This is a genomic window from Aeromonas sp. A04 (assembly GCF_047780465.1).
GTDB classification, from domain to species: domain Bacteria; phylum Pseudomonadota; class Gammaproteobacteria; order Enterobacterales; family Aeromonadaceae; genus Aeromonas; species Aeromonas bestiarum.
In genome coordinates this window covers 22,730-40,157 of the sequence record NZ_JBLNHP010000012.1, presented here as the reverse complement: position 1 = coordinate 40,157, position 17,428 = coordinate 22,730, and the positions used below count along the sequence as shown (strand labels likewise).

The window sequence follows — 17,428 nt, the reverse complement described above, 5'->3', positions numbered from 1 at the left end:
GGGCTACTAATGAATCTTATTGTCAATAATACCCATTCAGAGGGTAATAACCCTCGACTCGCTCTCAAAACTGGGAAAAAGAGGTGATTCAGCGCCATATCTTCTTATGATGTGGTATGGCTTGGGTGCATTCATCGCGCTGGCTGATCCGTCGGATGAAAATATCGCCACCGAGGAAATTGTGAAACATGGTTCGTCTGCTGCTGTCGTTGCTGCTTCTTCTGTTTTCCCTGCCCGGTCGGGCCGATCCCCTGCATGTCTATTGCGATGACTGGCCTGGCTTCTGCCAGCCGGATGGGCGGGGCGTCTATCTGGATATCGTCAGGGCCATCTATCAGCCCCATGGTTATGAGGTGATCCCGCACCTAGTGCCCTACAAGCGGGCGCTGGCTGTGGTGGCGCAGAGAGGGGGAGACATGGCGATGGGGGTCTATCGGGATGAAGTCATCGGTGTGCGCCAGCCGAATTATCCCGCCTCGGCCGACGATCTGACCGTGCTGATGCTCAAGAAGTGGCAGCCTCAATGGCTCGGCGAAACCAGTTTGAAGGGAGAGGGAGTACTGTGGCTGCGAGGCTGGGCTTTTGACAAGTACATCCCGGTCACCATGCGCTGGCACGAGATCGACAGCCACGACATGGCGCTGCAGCTGCTGGCCAAGGAGCGTTACCGCTATTACCTGACCGCAGGTGTGCTCTACTCGGCCGATACCATCCCCACCAACATGAAGCGCACTTTCCTGCGCTGGATCCCGACCTACCCCATCTTTGCCGATACCGAGCGAGGGGGGCGTCTGCAACAGCTCTGGGATCAGGGCATGGTGCGGCTGATCCGGGGCGGCACCCTGGCCGAGATCTATCGCCGTTACCAACTCCATGATTACTACCGTGGTTTTATCAAGGAGCTGGAACAAAGGGTGCAGAAGTAAGGGGAGCAGTGACGCCGTTATGACAACCCGGCCCGCAGGCGTTTCGCCAGCCGGTCGTAGAGGATCACCTTGACCGAGGCGGCCAGGCTTATGCAGCCTTGCCGTGTGGTCACATAGACCAGATGTTTTTTCCCTTATCCCTTATCCCTTGGCCCTTATCCCCCGGCTCGCAGGCGCTTGGCCAAGCGGTCATACAGGATCACGTTGACCGAGGCGGCCAGGTTCATGCAGCCTTGCGTCGGTACATAGACTACGTCCTTCACGGCGCCATAACGGGCGGGATCCAGGGTGCCATCCTCGGGGCCGAAGATATAGAAGGCCCGCTCCGGGTGGACATAATCCGGCAGCGATGTGGCGCCCTCGATCAGATCCACCACCACGGGGACGCACCCGGCCGGGACTATCTCCATGAGGTTATCGACCCCGAGCAGGGGGATCTTGTCCACCATCTGCTTGGTATCCGTGGCAAAACGGCGCGCCAGCTCGAAGCGGTTGCCCGTGTAGTAGACCTCGTCAGCCCCGTAGCAACCGGCGGCGCGCATCACGGCCCCCACGTTCTCCGGTGACTTGGGATTGACCAGTCCGATGCAGCAATAGCCCGGTGCCGCCTGCGTTGGCGACTGTGGATCGGCCTGCTCTGGGCAGCCATAACCTGACTCTTTCATCTTGTTCTCCTCTGTGGCGGCCGCATTATACCCCCGGTTCGCGCTTTGCCCATGACATGCATGTCGAGGCTTGCCTGGGGGCGCCGCCGCTTGCAGGCTCCGTCTTGACCCGGCGGTGGCCTCTTTTTGCTCGGCGGGGCCCCGGAAGGGGGCAATTGCACCGTCCCGGCGCAACCACTGCCTGCCTGGTCGCAGTGGTGCAGGGGCTGACATCTTGGCGCAGGGTTTGCAGTCATCCCTGGAGAGAGTGAATGCGGCTCATCTGGACAAAGGCGTCCGTCCCCATCAGGGGCGGACGCCTTTTTTATGGGCCGTGGCAATCAGGCAACCCGTAACCGGGTCGCCGGACGACAAGGAGCGAGGGAATGAACACCACCTGTGCCTATTGTGGAGTAGGGTGCGGCATCCGGCTGAGCCGGGAGGGCGCAAGCTGGCAGCTGAAGGGGGATGAACAGCATCCGGCCAACGCGGGCGCCCTCTGCGTCAAGGGGGCCAGCCTGCTGGAGAGTCTCGACTTTCCCGACCGTCTGCTCTATCCGCGCTGGCAGGGGCAGCGCATCGGCTGGGATCAGGCGCTCGATACCCTGGCCAGCCGGTTTGCCACCATATTGGCCGAATCCGGGCCATCGGCCATCGGCATCTACCTGTCGGGTCAGCTCACCACCGAGGATTACTACGTTGCCAACAAGCTGATGAAGGGGTATCTGGGCAGCGCCAACGTGGATACCAACTCCCGGCTCTGCATGTCGTCGGCGGTGGCGGCCCATCAGCGCGCCTTCGGCGAGGATCTGGTGCCCGCCTGCTACGAGGATCTGGAACTGGCGGATCTGGTGGTGATCACCGGGGCCAACACGGCCTGGACCCACCCTGTGCTGTTTCGCCGCCTGCAGCAGGCGCGGGCGCGGCGGCCCGAGCTCAAGCTGGTGGTGCTGGACCCCCGTCGCACCATGACGGCGGAGCAGGGGGATCTGCACCTGGCCCTCAAACCCGGCAGCGACGTGGCGCTGTGGAACGGTCTGTGCCGTTATCTGCTCGATAACGACGGTTGGGACAAGGATTACGTGGCGCGCCATGTGAGCGGTTTCGAGGCGCTGGCGGCGGCGCTGGACGATCCGGCCTGGCAGCTGGAGGCGGTGGCCCAGAGCTGCGACCTGGCGCCAGGGGATCTGCTCGGCTTCTACCGGCTGTTTGCCCGCACCCCCAAAACCGTCACCCTGTTCTGCCAGGGGATCAACCAGTCCAATCAGGGGGTGGACAAGGCCAACGCCATCATCAACGCCCACCTGCTGTGCGGGCGTATCGGCAAGCCGGGGGCGGCCCCCTTCTCCATGACGGGGCAACCGAACGCCATGGGCGGGCGCGAGGTGGGCGGGCTGGCGACCCAGCTGGCGGCTCACATGGGCTTTGGCGAGGTCGAGTGCGACCGGGTGCAGCGCTTCTGGCAGAGCCCGACCATGGTGCGCGGGCCGGGCCACAAGGCGGTGGCGCTGTTCGAGGCGGTGGCGCGCGGGGAGATACGCGCGCTCTGGGTGCTCGGCACCAACCCGGCCGTCTCCCTGCCAGACGGCAACCGGGTGCGCGACGCGCTGGCCCGCTGCGAGCTGCTGGTGGTCTCCGAGGTGACGGCGGACACGGACACGGCGCGCCTCGCCCACCTGCTGCTGCCCGCCGCCGCCTGGGGCGAGAAGAGCGGCACGGTCACCAACTCGGAGCGCACCATCAGCCGCCAGCGTGCCTTTTTGCCCCTGCCGGGGGAGGCCAGGCCCGACTGGTGGGCGCTGACCCAGCTGGCCCGCCGGCTCGGCTTCGGCGAAGGCTTTGCCTATGAGCACGAGCACGACATCTTCAGCGAACACGCGGCCCTGTCGGGATTCGAGAACGAGGGGCAACGCCAGTTCGACATCTCGGGGCTGGCCCGCCTCAGTCGGGCCGAATTCGAGGCGCTGGCACCCCTGAGCTGGCCGGTCAACGCAGCCTGGCCCAGCGGCCGCGCCCGCCTGTTCGAGGATGGGGTCTTCTCCACGCCGGATGGGCGGGCCCGGCTGTTGCCGCTGGCCCAGCACTTTCCCCCCGAACCTGTCGCCGTCGCCGAGCCAAAAGCTGTGCTGCAGCCGGCGGGCCTCTCCTTGTTGCTTAACAGCGGTCGGTTGCGGGATCAGTGGCACACCATGACCCGCACCGGCCACGTGCCCCGCCTGCAGGAGGCCGAACCCTGGCCCAAGCTGCGGGTGGGCGCCGCCAGCCTGCTGGCGCTCGGGCTGGCCGAGGGGGATCTGGTGCGGTTGAGCAACGGGCTCGGTGAGGCACGGCTGCTGATCGGGGTGGACGAGGGGCTGAGGGAGGGGGAGGCCTTCCTGCCCATGCACTGGACCGACAGCCAGTGCAGCCAGGGGGCGGTCAACCGCCTCATCGCCGCCGTGGTGGATCCCCTCTCGGGCCAGCCCATGTTCAAGCAGGGGCGGGTGATGGCCGAGCCGCAGCAAACCCGCTGGCAGGGGCTCTGGCTCGGTCAGCAACCCTGGGGGGAGGCGGTGGACTGGTGGGCCAGGCGTCCCCTGCCCGAAGGCAACTGCACCCTGCTGGCCTCCTGGTCGGAGGGGCCCCAGGCGCTGTGGCAGCGGCTGGGGGGGGCGGGCCGCTGGCTGCGGCTGCCGCTCAAGCAGGGCTGGCTCGCGGTGGCGCTGGTGCAGGATCGCATCGAGGGCCTGCTGCTGGTGGGAGATCGGCGCCCAGACATCAAGGTCGACCTGCTGGCCAGCCTGCTCGGCACGCCCTTGCAGGCGGGAGCCCTGAGCCAGACCCTGAGCGCGGCCCTGGCCGGGGATAGCCGACTGGTCTGCTCCTGCCTGCGGGTCTCAGAGCTGCGCATCGTCGACGCCATCACCCGGCAGGGGGTGAGCGAGCTGGCGGGGCTGCAGGCCCTGCTCGGCTGTGGCAGCAACTGCGGCACCTGCCTGCCAGAGATAGACAAGCTATTGATTAAGCATGTTTTTATCGCCTCAGCTTAAGAACCTGTACACGATCTTACTGTGAGGCCGTGATCAAGGCTCATGTGCTGCTCGGAATCCTCACGTATATCTATACGCTCCGGTTCCTGCGCTGCGCTTCACCTTGCTGACAGCCTCTCGTGACAGGCCGTGAACAGGTTCTAGGGGGCAGAAATACAAGGAGTGTGAGATGAGCCATGTCAGTCTGGTAGGGGCCGGTCCCGGCCCGCTCGAATTGTTGACCCTGCGCGCCCTGCAACGGCTGGAGGCGGCGGAGGTGGTGATCTATGACCGCCTGGTGGGAAGCGAGATCCTGGCCCGGATTCCCCATGGCGCGGCCCGTTTCGACGTGGGCAAGCGCTGCGGCGAGCCGAGCCCGAGCCAGGATCAGATCAACGCCCTGCTGCTGGCGCTGGCCCGCACTGGCAAGCGGGTGGTGCGGCTCAAGGGGGGCGATCCCCTGGTATTTGGCCGTGGTGGGGAGGAGGCGCTGCACCTGGCCCGTCACGGCATAGCCGCCGAGCTGGTGCCCGGCATCACGGCGGCGCTGGGCTGCGCCGCCAGCAGCCTGATCCCCCTGACCCACAGGGGGCTGGCCCGCTCTCTGACCCTGGTGACGGGCCATCTGATGGAGGAGGGCGACTATCAGGGCTGGCAGGGGCTGGCCCGGGCCGGCCACACCCTGGTGTTTTACATGGGGCTGGAGCGGGCGGCGCAGATCCGGCAGGGACTGCTGGCGGCCGGTGCCTCGCCGGATCTGCCGGTGGCGCTGGTGGTGGCCGGTTGCAGCCCCCAGCAGCAGGTGCATGAGACCCGGCTGGCCATGCTGGCAGAGGCCGCCGTGGCCCTGCTCGGGCAGAGTCCCGTGCTGATGATCATGGGGGAGGTGGTGGGCCTGCGCAGCGAGCTGAACGCCCTGCTGACCCAGGCGCTGGATCGGGTGGCCTGAGCCCCTCTACAGCCTCTACCTCCACTACCTCCAGATAGATAAAAAGGGGGTAGATTCAAATAGTTGGCCTTCATGTTGCCTCATCTGTGGTGAACAAGCAGCGACAGACAAGCTGCGCTAGCCGTTGGCAAGGAGCGCCATGACCACTCTTCCCCCCGGGGGCCGTGCCGGCCCCCCTTCCCGCCTGCTGATCCACGCCGACGAGCCGGGTCAGGCCAACCGGCTGGCCCTGCTGGTCAGCCACTACGGCCATCAGCCGCAGATCCTGGACAGTCGCCAACTGCTGACTCCGCACGGACAGGGGGATGCCCTGCTCATCAGCAGTCGCCAGTTCGGTGCCGAGGTGCGGCTCGGCCTCTCTCTCTGGCCCGGGGTGCCGCGCCTGCTGTTTTGCGAGCGGATCGGCACCGAGCCCCAGATCGCCCTGTTGCAGCAGGGGGTGCTGCTGGTGCCGCATCCGTGTGGCGAGCGGGAGCCGGTCGAGCAGTGGCTGCGGCTGGCCCGCAGCCAGCTGGCCATGGTGCAGGCGCTGGCGCAGACCGAGAGTGAACTGCGCCAGCAGCTGGTGGAGCGACGGCTGGTCGAGCAGGCCAAGGGGCGGCTGATGCGTCATCAGGGGCTGGACGAGGAGCAGGCCTACCGCCTGATGCGCAGCACCGCCATGAGTCGGCACCTGAGTCTGGGGGAGCTGGCACGGCAGCTGCTGCTGGCACTGCCGGCGTGAGAGCTGGGCTGGCAAACCGTTTTGGTGCAACTGCGCCTAATTGAGGCAAACGAGAAGGCAAAGCGGGAGGAAAAAGGCGGAATAGGGCCCGTTTCGGCGGCTTGGCCAATGTGGCACGGAAAGTGGATTACCCAGAAGACAAGGAGTGATGGCGCCCACGGGCCCGTCACTCGCAACAGGGCAAAGAGGCCTCACCGATCCCGGATCGGTGAGGTTTTTTTTTGGTCGCGACCCTGCAACGGCGCAGGGAAACGGCCGCCCATGACTGTGAGCTGAGCGAGGAAGGCGAATGAACAAGAGACAAGGATGTGCGGGTCTGCTGCTGGCGCTGCTGTCACTGCCGACGCTGGCGGCTGTGGGGGCCCCGGAGCAGGAGGAGCTCAAGCTGGGCTTCATCAAGCTGACCGACATGGCACCGCTGGCGGTGGCCTATGAGCGCGGTTATTTCGAGGATGAGGGGCTCTACGTCACCCTGGAGGCCCAGGCGAACTGGAAGGTGCTGCTGGATCGGGTGATCGACGGCGAGCTGGACGGCGCCCAGATGCTGGCGGGTCAGCCGCTGGCCGCCCATGTCGGCATAGGCACCCAGGCCGAGCTGGTGACGGCATTCGCCATGGATCTCAACGGCAACGCCATCACGGTCGCCAACCCTGTGTGGGCCGCCATGCAACCCCATCTGCCCAAGGCGGTGGCGGGTCAGGTGCCGGCCCCGGTGAGCGCCGCCGCGCTCAAACCCGTGGTGGCTCAATACCGGCAGGCGGGCAAGCCGTTCAACATGGGGATGGTGTTCCCCGTCTCCCCCCACAACTACGAGCTCAGATACTGGCTGGCGGCCGGCGGGCTGAACCCCGGCTTCTATGCTCCCGCCCTCGGCGACAGCTCGGGTCAGCGCCAGGCGGACGTGCTGCTGTCGGTCACGCCGCCGCCGCAGATGCCCGCCACCCTGGAGGCGGGCACCATAGCCGGCTACAGCGTGGGAGAACCCTGGAACCAGCAGGCGGTCGCCAGGGGCATAGGGGTGCCCGTCATCACCGATTACGAGATCTGGCGCAACAACCCGGAGAAGGTGTTCGGCGTCACCCGCCAGTGGGCCGAGCGTCATCCCAATACCCACATACGGCTGGTGAAGGCGCTGCTGCGGGCGGCCTGGTGGCTGGATGCCGAGCAAAACGGCAACCGGCGCGAGGCGGCCAAGCTGCTGGCGCGGCCGGAGTACGTGGGGGCCGACGAGGGGGTGATCGCCAATTCCATGGTGGGCACCTTCGAGTACGCCAAGGGGGACAGGCGCAACCTGCCGGACTTCAACGTCTTCTTCCGCCATCAGGCCACCTATCCCTACTACTCGGATGCCATCTGGTATCTGACCCAGATGCGGCGCTGGGGCCAGATCCCGACGGCCAAACCGGACGCCTGGTTCGAGCAGGTCGCCAGGGCCGTCTATCAACCCGAGGTCTACCGCCAGGCGGCCGAGGAGTTGATCGCCGAGGGCAAGTTCAAGGCGCAGGATTTCCCCGATTTTGCCAGTGAGCAGGGCTATCGCGGCCCGCAGGATGGTTTCATCGATGGCCTCATCTACGACGGCCGCCACCCCAACGCCTATCTGCAACAGTTTGCCATCGGCCTCAAGGGCGATGAGCGGGTGCAATAAGCGAGGAGAGCGCAATGAAACGACACAAGTGGAAGACCATGGTGCAGCCCCTGCTCGGCGTGCTGCTGTTCCTCGGCCTCTGGCAGTGGGGGGCGAGTCAGGTGCAGACCAGCCTGGGCACCTTGCCGGGGCCGCTGGCGACCGCCAGCCAGCTCTGGTCGCTGGGGCAGGAGCATCTGGCCGAGCGGGAGAAGGCGAGCGCCTTCCTCGAGCGTCAGCAGGTGCGCAATGCCGAGCGGCTGGCGCGGGATCCGGCGGCCGAGGTGAGGTTGCGCCCCTACACAGGGCGCCCCACCTTCTTCGATCAGATCGCCACCAGCCTGCTCACTGTGCTGTGCGGCTTCGCTCTGGCCAGCCTGATCGCCATCCCGTGCGGCGTGCTGCTCGGCATGAATCAGGGGCTCTACCGCGCCGCCAACCCGGTGATCCAGCTGCTCAAGCCGGTGTCGCCCCTGGCCTGGCTGCCGCTTATCACGCTGGTGGTGAGCGCGCTCTACACCAGCTCTGCGCCCTGGCTTGCGAAGTCTTTCGTCACCTCGGCGCTGACGGTGACCCTCTGCTCCCTCTGGCCGACCCTGATCAACACGGCGGTCGGGGTGGCGGGGCTGGACAGCGACCTGCACAACGTCAGCCGGGTGCTGCGGCTCTCTTTCCTTACCCATGTGCGCCGCATAGTGCTGCCCGCCGCCCTGCCCATGATCTTCACCGGGCTGCGGTTGTCGCTCGGGGTGGCCTGGATGGTGCTGATCGCGGCCGAGATGCTGGCCCAGAACCCCGGGCTCGGCAAATTCGTGTGGGACGAGTTCCAGAGCGGCGGCTCGGCCTCCCTGGCCCGCATCATGGTGGCCGTGGTCACCATTGGCCTCATCGGCTGCGGCCTGGACAGGGGCATGCTGGCCCTGCAGCAGTGGCTCTCCTGGGACAAGCGCCAGGTATTGCGCTAGGGCCGCCGGCAGGCAACCAGGCCCTGCAGCAGTGGTTTTGCTTCAGGCCAAGCGTCAGGTATTGCGCTAGGGACGCCGGCGGGCAACCAGGCCCTGCAGCAGTGGTCTTGCTTCAGGACAAGCGCCAGGTTTTGCGCTAGGAACGCCTGCAGGCAACCAGGCCCTGCAGCAGTGGTTTTGCTTCAGGCCAAGCGCCAGGTATTGCGCTAGGGACCGGATTCAGTGACGAAACACATATTCAGGCAGGAGAAGAGCCAATGAAGAGTTATCTGGAGATAAGCGACGTCGGCATCTCGTTCGAGACGGAGCAGGGGCGCTTCGAGGCCCTCAGCCGGGTCAACCTGCGCATCGAACGGGGGGAGTTCGTCTCCCTCATAGGCCACTCAGGTTGCGGCAAGAGCACTGTGCTCAACCTGGTGGCCGGGCTGCTGGAGCCCACCACGGGGGGCATCATTCTGGACGGGCGCGAGGTGGCTGGGCCCGGCCCGGAGCGGGCCATGGTGTTCCAGAACCATGCGCTGCTGCCCTGGCTCAACGTCCGGCAGAACGTGGCGCTGGCGGTGGGGCAGGTTGAGCCTAACCGGCGGGCGGCTTCGGAGCGGGTGGACTATTACCTCTCCCTGGTGCAGATGGATCACGCCAGCCAGAAGATGCCCCACGAGCTGTCGGGGGGGATGAAGCAGCGGGTCGGCATTGCCCGGGCGCTGTCGCTCTCCCCCAAGGTGCTGCTGATGGACGAGCCGTTCGGCGCCCTGGATGCCCTGACCCGGGCCCACCTGCAGGACGCGCTGATGGCCATTCAGGCCGAGCTTGGCAACACCGTCATCATGATCACCCACGACGTGGACGAGGCTGTGCTGCTCTCCGATCGCATCGTCATGATGACCAATGGCCCCGCCGCCACGGTCGGGGAGATCCTGACCGTGGACTTGCCAAGGCCCAGAGACAGGGTCGCCCTGGCGGACGATGGTCACTATCACAAGCTGCGCCAGCAGGTGCTGCGCTTCCTCTACGAGAAGCAGCGCAAGGTGACCCCGCTCAAGGCGGCCGACCCGGTGCGCAGCAAGCTGCGCGCCTGAGCCCCCAGAATTCAAGGAAGAGAAATATGGCTAACAAAGAGAAACTGCTGGTGGTGGGCAAGGGCATGGATGGTGAGATGGACCACCACTTGGTCGAATCGCCCGAGAGGGGTGAGAAACAACGTCTGCTGGTGATCGGCAACGGCATGGTGGGCCACCACTTCGTCGAGCAGCTGGTGGCGGCCGGCGGCCTGAACCGGTTCGAGGTGACGGTATTTGGTGCCGAGCCGGACTCCGCCTATGACAGGGTGCATCTGTCCGAGGTATTTGGCGGCAAGGCGCCCGAGGCGCTGCAACTGGCGGATCCCGCCTGGTATGAGGCGCAGGGCATCAGGCTGCGGCTGGGGGCCGAAGTGGAGGTGCTGGACAGAGATACCCGCACCCTGACCCTGGCCGATGGCGAGCAGTTCGGTTACGACCGGCTGGTGCTGGCGACCGGCTCTGCGCCCTTCGTGCCGTCCATCCCCGGTCATCAGCGGGCGGGCTGCTTCGTCTACCGTACCCTGGGGGATCTCGCCGCCATCCGCGATGCCTGCGCCCAGGCGCGCAGCGGCGTGGTGATCGGCGGCGGCCTGCTAGGGCTGGAGGCCGCCAACGCCTTGCGCCTGCTCGGCCTCAAGACCCAGGTAGTGGAGTTTGCCCCGCGGCTGATGCCGGTGCAGCTCGATGACAACGGCGGCGCCGTGCTGCGGGACAAGATCCGGGCGCTCGGGGTCGAGGTGCTGGTGGAGAAGGCCACCGAGTGCATCGAGGATGGGGAGCAGGCCCGTCACCGGCTGAGGTTCAAGGATGGCTCTCATCTTGAGACCGACGTGATCCTGTTCTCGGCCGGCATCCGACCCGCCGACGGCCTGGCCCGTCAATCCGGGCTGAGTGTCGGCGAGCGCGGCGGCATCTGCATCGACGAGGGTTGCCACAGCTCGGATCCCGCCATCCTCGCCATCGGCGAATGCGCGCTCTGGCAGGGGCGCATCTTCGGGCTGGTGGCCCCCGGCTACCAGATGGCCCGTGCCGCCGTGGCCAGCCTGTGCGGCGGCGAGAGCCGCTTCGCGGGGGCCGACATGTCCACCAAGCTCAAGCTGATGGGGGTGGATGTGGGTTCCATCGGCGACGCCCACGCCAGCACCGCCGGCGCCCAGGAGCTGCTGTTGCTGGACAGGGTCAACGGCATCTACAAGAAGCTGGTGACCGACGGCGAGGGGGGCCGGCTGCTCGGTGCCATCCTGGTGGGGGACGGAGCCGATTATGAGCGGCTGCTGCAGTACTACCAGAACGGGGTGGCGCTGCCCCAGCCACCGCTCTCCCTGCTGGTGGGGGAAGCGGGCGGCGCGGCGGCGCCCCTGGTGCTGCCGGACAGCGCCATCCTCTGCTCCTGCCACAACGTCAGCAAGGGTGCCGTGGTGGCCGCCGTCAAGGCAGGCAACCACGAGCTGGCGGCGGTCAAGAGCTGCACCAAGGCGGGCACCGGCTGCGGCGGCTGCAGCAACCTGCTCAAGCAGGTGGTGGAGCAGACGCTGGCGGATCTCGGGGTCGAGGCGGACAAGGGGCTGTGCGAGCACTTCGCCCACAGCCGCCAGGAACTCTATCACCTGGCCAGGGTCGGCGAGCTGAAGAGCTTCGAGGCGCTGCGCGACAAACACGGCCATGGCCTTGGCTGCGACATCTGCAAGCCGACGGTCGCCTCCATACTGGCGTCGCTGTGGAACGAGCATGTGCTGGAGAAGCCCCACCGCAGCCTGCAGGATACCAACGACGCCTTCCTCGCCAACCTGCAAAAGGACGGCACCTATTCTGTGGTGCCGCGCATCCCCGGCGGGGAGATCACCCCGGATGGCCTGATCACCATAGGGGAGGTGGCGCGCAAGTACGGCCTCTACACCAAGATCACCGGCGGCCAGCGCATCGACTTGTTCGGCGCCCGGCGCGATCAGCTGCCCGCCATCTGGGGCGAACTGGTGGCGGCGGGGTTCGAGACAGGCCAGGCCTATGGCAAGTCGGTGCGTACAGTGAAGTCCTGCGTCGGCTCGACCTGGTGCCGCTACGGGGTGCAGGACTCCATGACCCTGACCCAGACTCTGGAGAACCGCTACAAGGGGCTGCGGGCGCCCCACAAGCTGAAGTTTGCGGTCTCCGGCTGCACCCGGGAGTGCGCCGAGGCCCAGAGCAAGGACATAGGCGTCATCGCCACCGAGCGCGGCTGGAACCTCTATGTGTGCGGCAACGGCGGCATGCGGCCGCGCCACGCCGACCTGTTTGCCACCGACCTCGATGAGCAGACCCTGATCCGATACATAGACAGGCTGCTGATGTTCTACGTGCGCACCGGCGATCGGTTGCAGCGTACCTCGGTCTGGATGGAGAGCATGGAGGGGGGGCTCGACTACCTCAAGTCGGTGATCATAGAGGACAGGCTCGGCATAGGGGCCGAGCTGGAGGCCATGATGGACGGCATAGTGGGCAGCTGGCAGTGCGAGTGGAAGAGTACCCTGGCGGATCCGGACAAGCTCAAGCTGTTCGAGGCCTTCGTCAACCAGCCGGAGGGGAGCACGCCCCCCAGACGGGAGGAGCGGGGCCAGTGGGTGCCGGATATCAGTATCAAGGAGGTGATATGAACGGGGCCAACCAGAGTGCATGGCAAGAGATGCCGGATGAGCAGCGACAAGGAGCAGAGATGGAGCCGAGCAGAGAGAACGTGTTGCAGAGCGAGCATGGCGAATGGTTGCGGGTATGCGAGCTGGCCGCCCTGCCGGAGCAGGCGGGGCGCAGCGCCTGGCTGGGGGGGCGGGCGCTGGCGCTGTTTCGGCTCGGCGAGCGGGTCTATGCGCTGGATGACCTGGATCCCCTGGCCGGGGTGGCCGTGTTGAGCCGGGGCCTGGTGGGGGATTGTGGTGGCGAGCCCGTGGTTGCCTCGCCGCTCTACAAGCAGCGTTATGCCCTGGCCGATGGCCGCTGTCTGGACGACCCGGCGCTGAAGGTGGCCTGCTGGCCCGTGATGCAGAGTGCCGGCGAAGTCTGGGTGTTGTTGGGCTGAGTGGCATCATCTGAAAACCGTTTTTTCATCGCCGGGCTTTGCCCGGTGATTTTTTGTGCGCAAACCGACAATTTTTGCACGGGGGGGTAGCGGGAAAACGTTTTTCGGAAATAATAGACAAACGTTTGTAACTGGATGTTTGTCTATGACGGAACGTGAGCAAGAGATCCTCGCCCTGCTGCGCCAGGACCCCATGATTGCCCAGCAGGAGCTGGCGGACAGGCTCGGCATCAGCCGCTCGGCGCTGGCGAGCCACATCTCCAGCCTGATGCGCCAGGGCTATGTGCAGGGGCGCGGTTATGTGCTGCGGGAAGGGCCCTACGCCGTGGTGATCGGCGGCGCCAACATGGATATCTGCGGCTGCAGCCACGACAACCTGCGCATCGGCGACTCCAATCCCGGCAAGGTTCGCACCTCCGCCGGCGGGGTGGGGCGCAACATAGCCGAGAACCTGGCGCGGCTCGGTACCGATACCCGGTTGCTGAGCGCGGTGGGCAACGATCAATACGGTCATCACCTGCTGGACGTGACCCAGCGCGCCGGCGTCGACGTGCGTCAGGTGCTGATGCTGGACGGCCAGGCGACCTCCTGTTACCTCAGCCTGCACGATGGCAGCGGCGAGATGAGCTGCGCCGTCAACGACATGGCGATCATCGATCAACTGACACCGGCCCGGCTCACCCCCTTGAGCGGTTTTCTCGGCGCGGCGCGGCTCTGGGTGCTCGACACCAACCTCGCCACCCACACCCTGGACTGGCTGTTCGAGCGCCAGGGCGAGCACATCATCTTCGTCGACACCGTCTCGGTGGCCAAGGTGGAGAAGATCCGCCCCTGGCTGCACCGGATCCACACCCTCAAACCCAATCGCAGCGAGGCCGAGCAGCTGTGCGGCTTCACCATAGCCGGGCCCGATACCTGGCCCATGGCGGCGGCCTGGTTCCACCGCGCCGGGGTGCAGCGGCTGTTCCTGAGTCTCGGTGATCAGGGGATTTTCTATAGCGACGGGGAGTGCCAGGGCCATCTGCCCGTGCTCGGCAGCCCCGTTATCAATGTGACCGGCGGTGGCGATGCCTTCATGGCAGGGCTGGCCCACGCCTGGTTGCAGGAGAGCGACATGACCGACACCACCCGGTTTGCCCTCGGCTGCGCCGCCCTCACCGTCAATTGTTCCGATACCGTCTTTTCCGGCCTATCCAAGGCCGCCGTTGAACGCATGCTGGAGGAGTACCCATGTTGAACGCTTACCTCGATATCCAACCTGAAGTCGCTGCGGCCCTGGCCGCCGGCAAACCCGTCGTTGCCCTGGAGTCCACCATCATCTCCCACGGCATGCCCTATCCGCAGAACGTGGAGACGGCGCGTCAGGTAGAGCAAGTGGTGCGCGACAACGGCGCCGTGCCGGCCACCATCGCCATCCTGGATGGCCGCCTCAAGGTGGGTCTGGATGCGGGGGCGCTGGAGGCGCTGGGTCGGGCCGGTCATGCCGCCACCAAGTGCAGCCGCCGCGACATTCCCTTCGTGCTGGCGAACAAGGGGTTGGGGGCGACCACGGTCGCCTCCACCATGATCATCGCCGCCATGGCCGGGGTCCGGGTGTTTGCCACCGGCGGCATTGGCGGCGTGCATCGCGGCGCCCAGGAGACCTTCGACATCTCGGCGGATCTGCAGGAGTTTGCCCAGACCCCGGTGGCCGTGGTCTGTGCCGGCGCCAAGTCGATCCTCGACATAGGCCTGACCCTGGAGTATCTGGAGACCCAGGGCGTGCCCGTCATCGGCTATCAGACCGATGAGCTGCCTGCCTTCTACACCCGCGAGAGCGGCTTCAAGGTGGATTACCGGCTGGAGAGCCCGGCGGCAATCGCCGAGGCGCTGCGCCTCAAGTGGGAGCTGGGACTGGCCGGCGGCGCCGTGGTCACCAACCCGATCCCGACCCAGTTTGCCATGCCCAAGGCCGACATAGATGCCGCGATCAAGCAGGCGCTGCAGGAAGCGGACGAGCAGGGGGTGAAGGGCAAGGAGTCCACCCCCTTCCTGCTGGCCCGGGTGTGCGAGCTGACCGGCGGCAACTCGCTGGCGGCCAACATCCAGCTGGTGCTGAACAACGCCGCCCTGGGGGCCCGCATCGCCGCCAGTCTGTAATCAGTTTCTGCAAACGAAAAAGAGGGCCTCTTGGCCCTCTTTTCTATCTCTGCTCTGTGATCGCCAGGGTGGGTTATTGCAACACCAGCCGACCGTGCAGCGGCTGCACGGGTCTGTTGTTGGGGTGGTGCATCACCGCCTTGAAGGCGTCGATCTGGGCCTGGCTCACCTGTACCGGTTGTTTCATCACCAGCCAGCGCACCCCTTCCGAGCAGGGCGGTGTGGTCAGCGAACCGCTGAAACGGTAGTAGTCGCGGTTAGTGGGCAGCAGTTGCTCCGCCGACAGTGGCGTTGCCAGCGACCGGCTTTCGCCCGCCTTGGCCGGCAGTTGCTGCCAGGCCTGGCTCAGCGTCGGGTTGGCGTGGCCCGGCTCGAACATCACGGCCACCACCGCCAGCTCCCCCTTGGCGTTGGCGTGCACCAGGTGCCCCTCCAGCGGGTAGGATTTGCCCTTGATGAGGTTTTCACTGGGGGCGTGGAAGTGGAACTGCTTGAGCTCAAAGCGCATGCCGTCGAGCTCAAGCGAGCTGCCCGGGGCATAGCTGACCTGTACCGTGTGGCCGTTGTTGGTGACGCTCTGGCCACCCCCCAGGTAGTGAAACTGCAGCGGGGCCAGCTTGGCCTCCACCAGACCATCGAGGTTGACCGGCGACTGGTTGCTGCCCGCGCACTGGCCAAATTCGGGGGTCAGTTTGGCCCATTGCGCCGGGCCGGCCTCGCCGCTGTATTCCCAATGCGGGGCGGCAGCGAAGGCGGTGGGACAGAGCAACAGGGCACAGGCCAACAGGGACTTTCTCATCATACATCCTTATCTTGATTGAAAAGCACAGCCATCCGCTTCCTTAATAAGTGAAGGAACAGGGGATGGCATTATCTGAAATGCGGGATACAGAATGTCAGACCGGATTGTTTATTATTAACAGCCGCATTACCGATCATATTTATGATGCATTTAATATGAATCTAATTAACAGTCGGCAGCGACTGCATATTGAATAATCGCTTTATTCAATGACAGCAATCTAATTAATTGGCTGTCATCTCAGATGAATTTGCTCATAATTCATTCATCAGAATTCAGCTCTTTTTTGGCTCGCAAGTCCCCGCCACCGATCCGTCCGCGATATATTAATTCATTGTTTTTAATGTGGTTTTTGTTGGTCTCATTTGATCTTGAACAAATAATAAGCAGGCTTTCCCGGCCAGGCTGATGCTGCTGTTATGCACAGTCACAAGGGAGAGAAAAAATGAATAAATATTGTCTGTTGCTGGCGCTGGGTCTGCCCGGGGCGGGGTGGGCGGCTGAACCGGTCCAACCGGTAGAGGTACCCAAGGTGGCATCGCCGGAAAAAGTCGAGCTGGGCAAGATGCTGTTCTTCGAGCCGCGGCTCTCCAAATCCAATGCCATCTCCTGCAACTCCTGCCACAACCTGGCGACCGGCGGGGTGGACAACCAGGTCAGCTCCCTCGGTCACAAGTGGAAGGAGGGGCCGATCAACTCGCCCACAGTGCTCAACTCCAGCCTCAACTTCGTGCAGTTCTGGGACGGTCGCGCCAAGGATCTGCAGGCGCAGGCGGCGGGCCCCATCGAGAATCCGCTGGAGATGGCCTTCACCCACAAGCTGGCGGTGGAGACGCTGCACACCCTGCCCGAATATCGCACCCGTTTCGGCGCCGTCTACGGCAAGGCGGACTTCGGCATCGATGAGGTCACGGACGCCATCGCCGCCTTCGAGGAGACCCTGGTCACCCCCAACGCGCCGTTCGATCTCTGGTTGAAGGGCAACGGCAAGGCGCTGACGGCGCAGCAGTTGAAAGGCTATCAGCTGTTCAAGGAGAAGGGCTGCACCGCCTGCCACAACGGGGTGGCCATCGGCGGCAACTCCTATCAGAAGATGGGGCTGGTCAAGCCGTTCAAGACCGACAACCCGGCCCTTGGTCGTGGCGGCGTGACCGGCGAGAAGCAGTTCATCGGTTGGTTCAAGGTGCCGACCCTGCGCAACATAGAGCTGACCTACCCCTACTTCCACGACGGTTCAGTCTGGGATCTGAAGGAGGCGGTGCAGATAATGGCGGACATCCAGCTGGGCCAGGCGCTGAGCGAGCAGGAGGCCGACGACATGACGGCCTACCTCAAGAGCCTGACCGGCGAGCAGCCGCAGATAGTGCTGCCGATCCTGCCACCCTCCCAACCCGACACCCCCAGGCCTCAGGTCAAGAGCTGAGCGGGTCGTGGTTCTGAAATCGAGCGGGGCTGATGCTCCGCTTTTCATGGCCCTATCTCTCTGATAACACTGCCAAAGTGCAGTATTCAGCATAATGACAAGGGGATGACA

14 protein-coding genes are annotated in these 17,428 nt (G+C 65.1%); 12 read left to right on the top strand and 2 right to left on the bottom strand.

Features of this window, described 5'->3' with window-relative positions:
- Positions 1-188: 188 nt before the first annotated feature.
- Entirely contained in the window at positions 189-926 is a 738-nt protein-coding gene (locus ACM3N8_RS21080) for a hypothetical protein (protein ID WP_290019634.1), read from the top strand.
- Between the two features lie 155 nt (positions 927-1,081).
- Here the strand turns inward: ACM3N8_RS21080 and ACM3N8_RS21075 are convergent, their stop codons facing one another.
- On the bottom strand, positions 1,082-1,591 hold the full coding sequence (locus tag ACM3N8_RS21075) for an RNA methyltransferase (protein WP_043138141.1): 510 nt from the start codon (positions 1,589-1,591) through the stop codon (positions 1,082-1,084).
- Between the two features lie 365 nt (positions 1,592-1,956).
- Between ACM3N8_RS21075 and ACM3N8_RS21070 the strand changes: the two genes are divergently transcribed.
- The 10 genes from ACM3N8_RS21070 (at position 1,957) to ACM3N8_RS21025 (ending at position 15,092) form a co-directional block, all read left to right on the top strand.
- Positions 1,957-4,599, top strand: a complete 2,643-nt coding sequence (locus tag ACM3N8_RS21070; RefSeq protein WP_290019633.1) for a molybdopterin-dependent oxidoreductase — start codon at positions 1,957-1,959, stop codon at positions 4,597-4,599.
- A gap of 169 nt (positions 4,600-4,768) precedes the next feature.
- On the top strand, positions 4,769-5,527 hold the full coding sequence (cobA, locus tag ACM3N8_RS21065) for a uroporphyrinogen-III C-methyltransferase (RefSeq protein WP_098982629.1): 759 nt from the start codon (positions 4,769-4,771) through the stop codon (positions 5,525-5,527).
- A 139-nt stretch (positions 5,528-5,666) separates the two neighbouring features.
- Positions 5,667-6,251, top strand: coding sequence for an ANTAR domain-containing response regulator (locus tag ACM3N8_RS21060; RefSeq protein WP_103472607.1), 585 nt, complete (start codon positions 5,667-5,669; stop codon positions 6,249-6,251).
- A gap of 289 nt (positions 6,252-6,540) precedes the next feature.
- On the top strand, positions 6,541-7,899 hold the full coding sequence (locus tag ACM3N8_RS21055; RefSeq protein ID WP_290019632.1) for a CmpA/NrtA family ABC transporter substrate-binding protein: 1,359 nt from the start codon (positions 6,541-6,543) through the stop codon (positions 7,897-7,899).
- Positions 7,900-7,913: 14 nt separating this feature from the next.
- Entirely contained in the window at positions 7,914-8,843 is a 930-nt protein-coding gene (locus ACM3N8_RS21050) for an ABC transporter permease (RefSeq protein ID WP_290019631.1), read from the top strand.
- A 257-nt stretch (positions 8,844-9,100) separates the two neighbouring features.
- On the top strand, positions 9,101-9,922 hold the full coding sequence (locus ACM3N8_RS21045; protein ID WP_290019630.1) for an ABC transporter ATP-binding protein: 822 nt from the start codon (positions 9,101-9,103) through the stop codon (positions 9,920-9,922).
- Positions 9,923-9,948: 26 nt separating this feature from the next.
- On the top strand, positions 9,949-12,534 hold the full coding sequence (gene nirB / locus ACM3N8_RS21040) for a nitrite reductase large subunit NirB (RefSeq protein WP_416016564.1): 2,586 nt from the start codon (positions 9,949-9,951) through the stop codon (positions 12,532-12,534).
- The gene (gene nirD / locus ACM3N8_RS21035; protein WP_241325282.1) at positions 12,531-12,953 is read left to right on the top strand and encodes a nitrite reductase small subunit NirD; all 423 of its coding nucleotides are present in this window, start codon (positions 12,531-12,533) and stop codon (positions 12,951-12,953) included. Before nirB ends, nirD begins: the two co-directional genes overlap by 4 nt.
- Before the next feature lie 145 nt (positions 12,954-13,098).
- Entirely contained in the window at positions 13,099-14,190 is a 1,092-nt protein-coding gene (locus ACM3N8_RS21030; protein ID WP_416016563.1) for a PfkB family carbohydrate kinase, read from the top strand.
- Positions 14,184-15,092 (top strand): pseudouridine-5'-phosphate glycosidase, encoded by a 909-nt coding sequence (locus tag ACM3N8_RS21025; protein WP_416016562.1) that lies wholly within the window; start codon positions 14,184-14,186, stop codon positions 15,090-15,092. The genes ACM3N8_RS21030 and ACM3N8_RS21025 overlap by 7 nt, the downstream gene beginning before the upstream one ends.
- Before the next feature lie 73 nt (positions 15,093-15,165).
- Here ACM3N8_RS21025 and ACM3N8_RS21020 read toward each other — a convergent pair whose 3' ends face one another.
- The gene (locus ACM3N8_RS21020; RefSeq protein WP_290019627.1) at positions 15,166-15,891 is read right to left on the bottom strand and encodes a carbonic anhydrase; all 726 of its coding nucleotides are present in this window, start codon (positions 15,889-15,891) and stop codon (positions 15,166-15,168) included.
- Between the two features lie 448 nt (positions 15,892-16,339).
- Between ACM3N8_RS21020 and ACM3N8_RS21015 the strand changes: the two genes are divergently transcribed.
- Positions 16,340-17,317 (top strand): cytochrome-c peroxidase, encoded by a 978-nt coding sequence (locus ACM3N8_RS21015; protein WP_416016561.1) that lies wholly within the window; start codon positions 16,340-16,342, stop codon positions 17,315-17,317.
- Positions 17,318-17,428 lie beyond the last annotated feature (111 nt).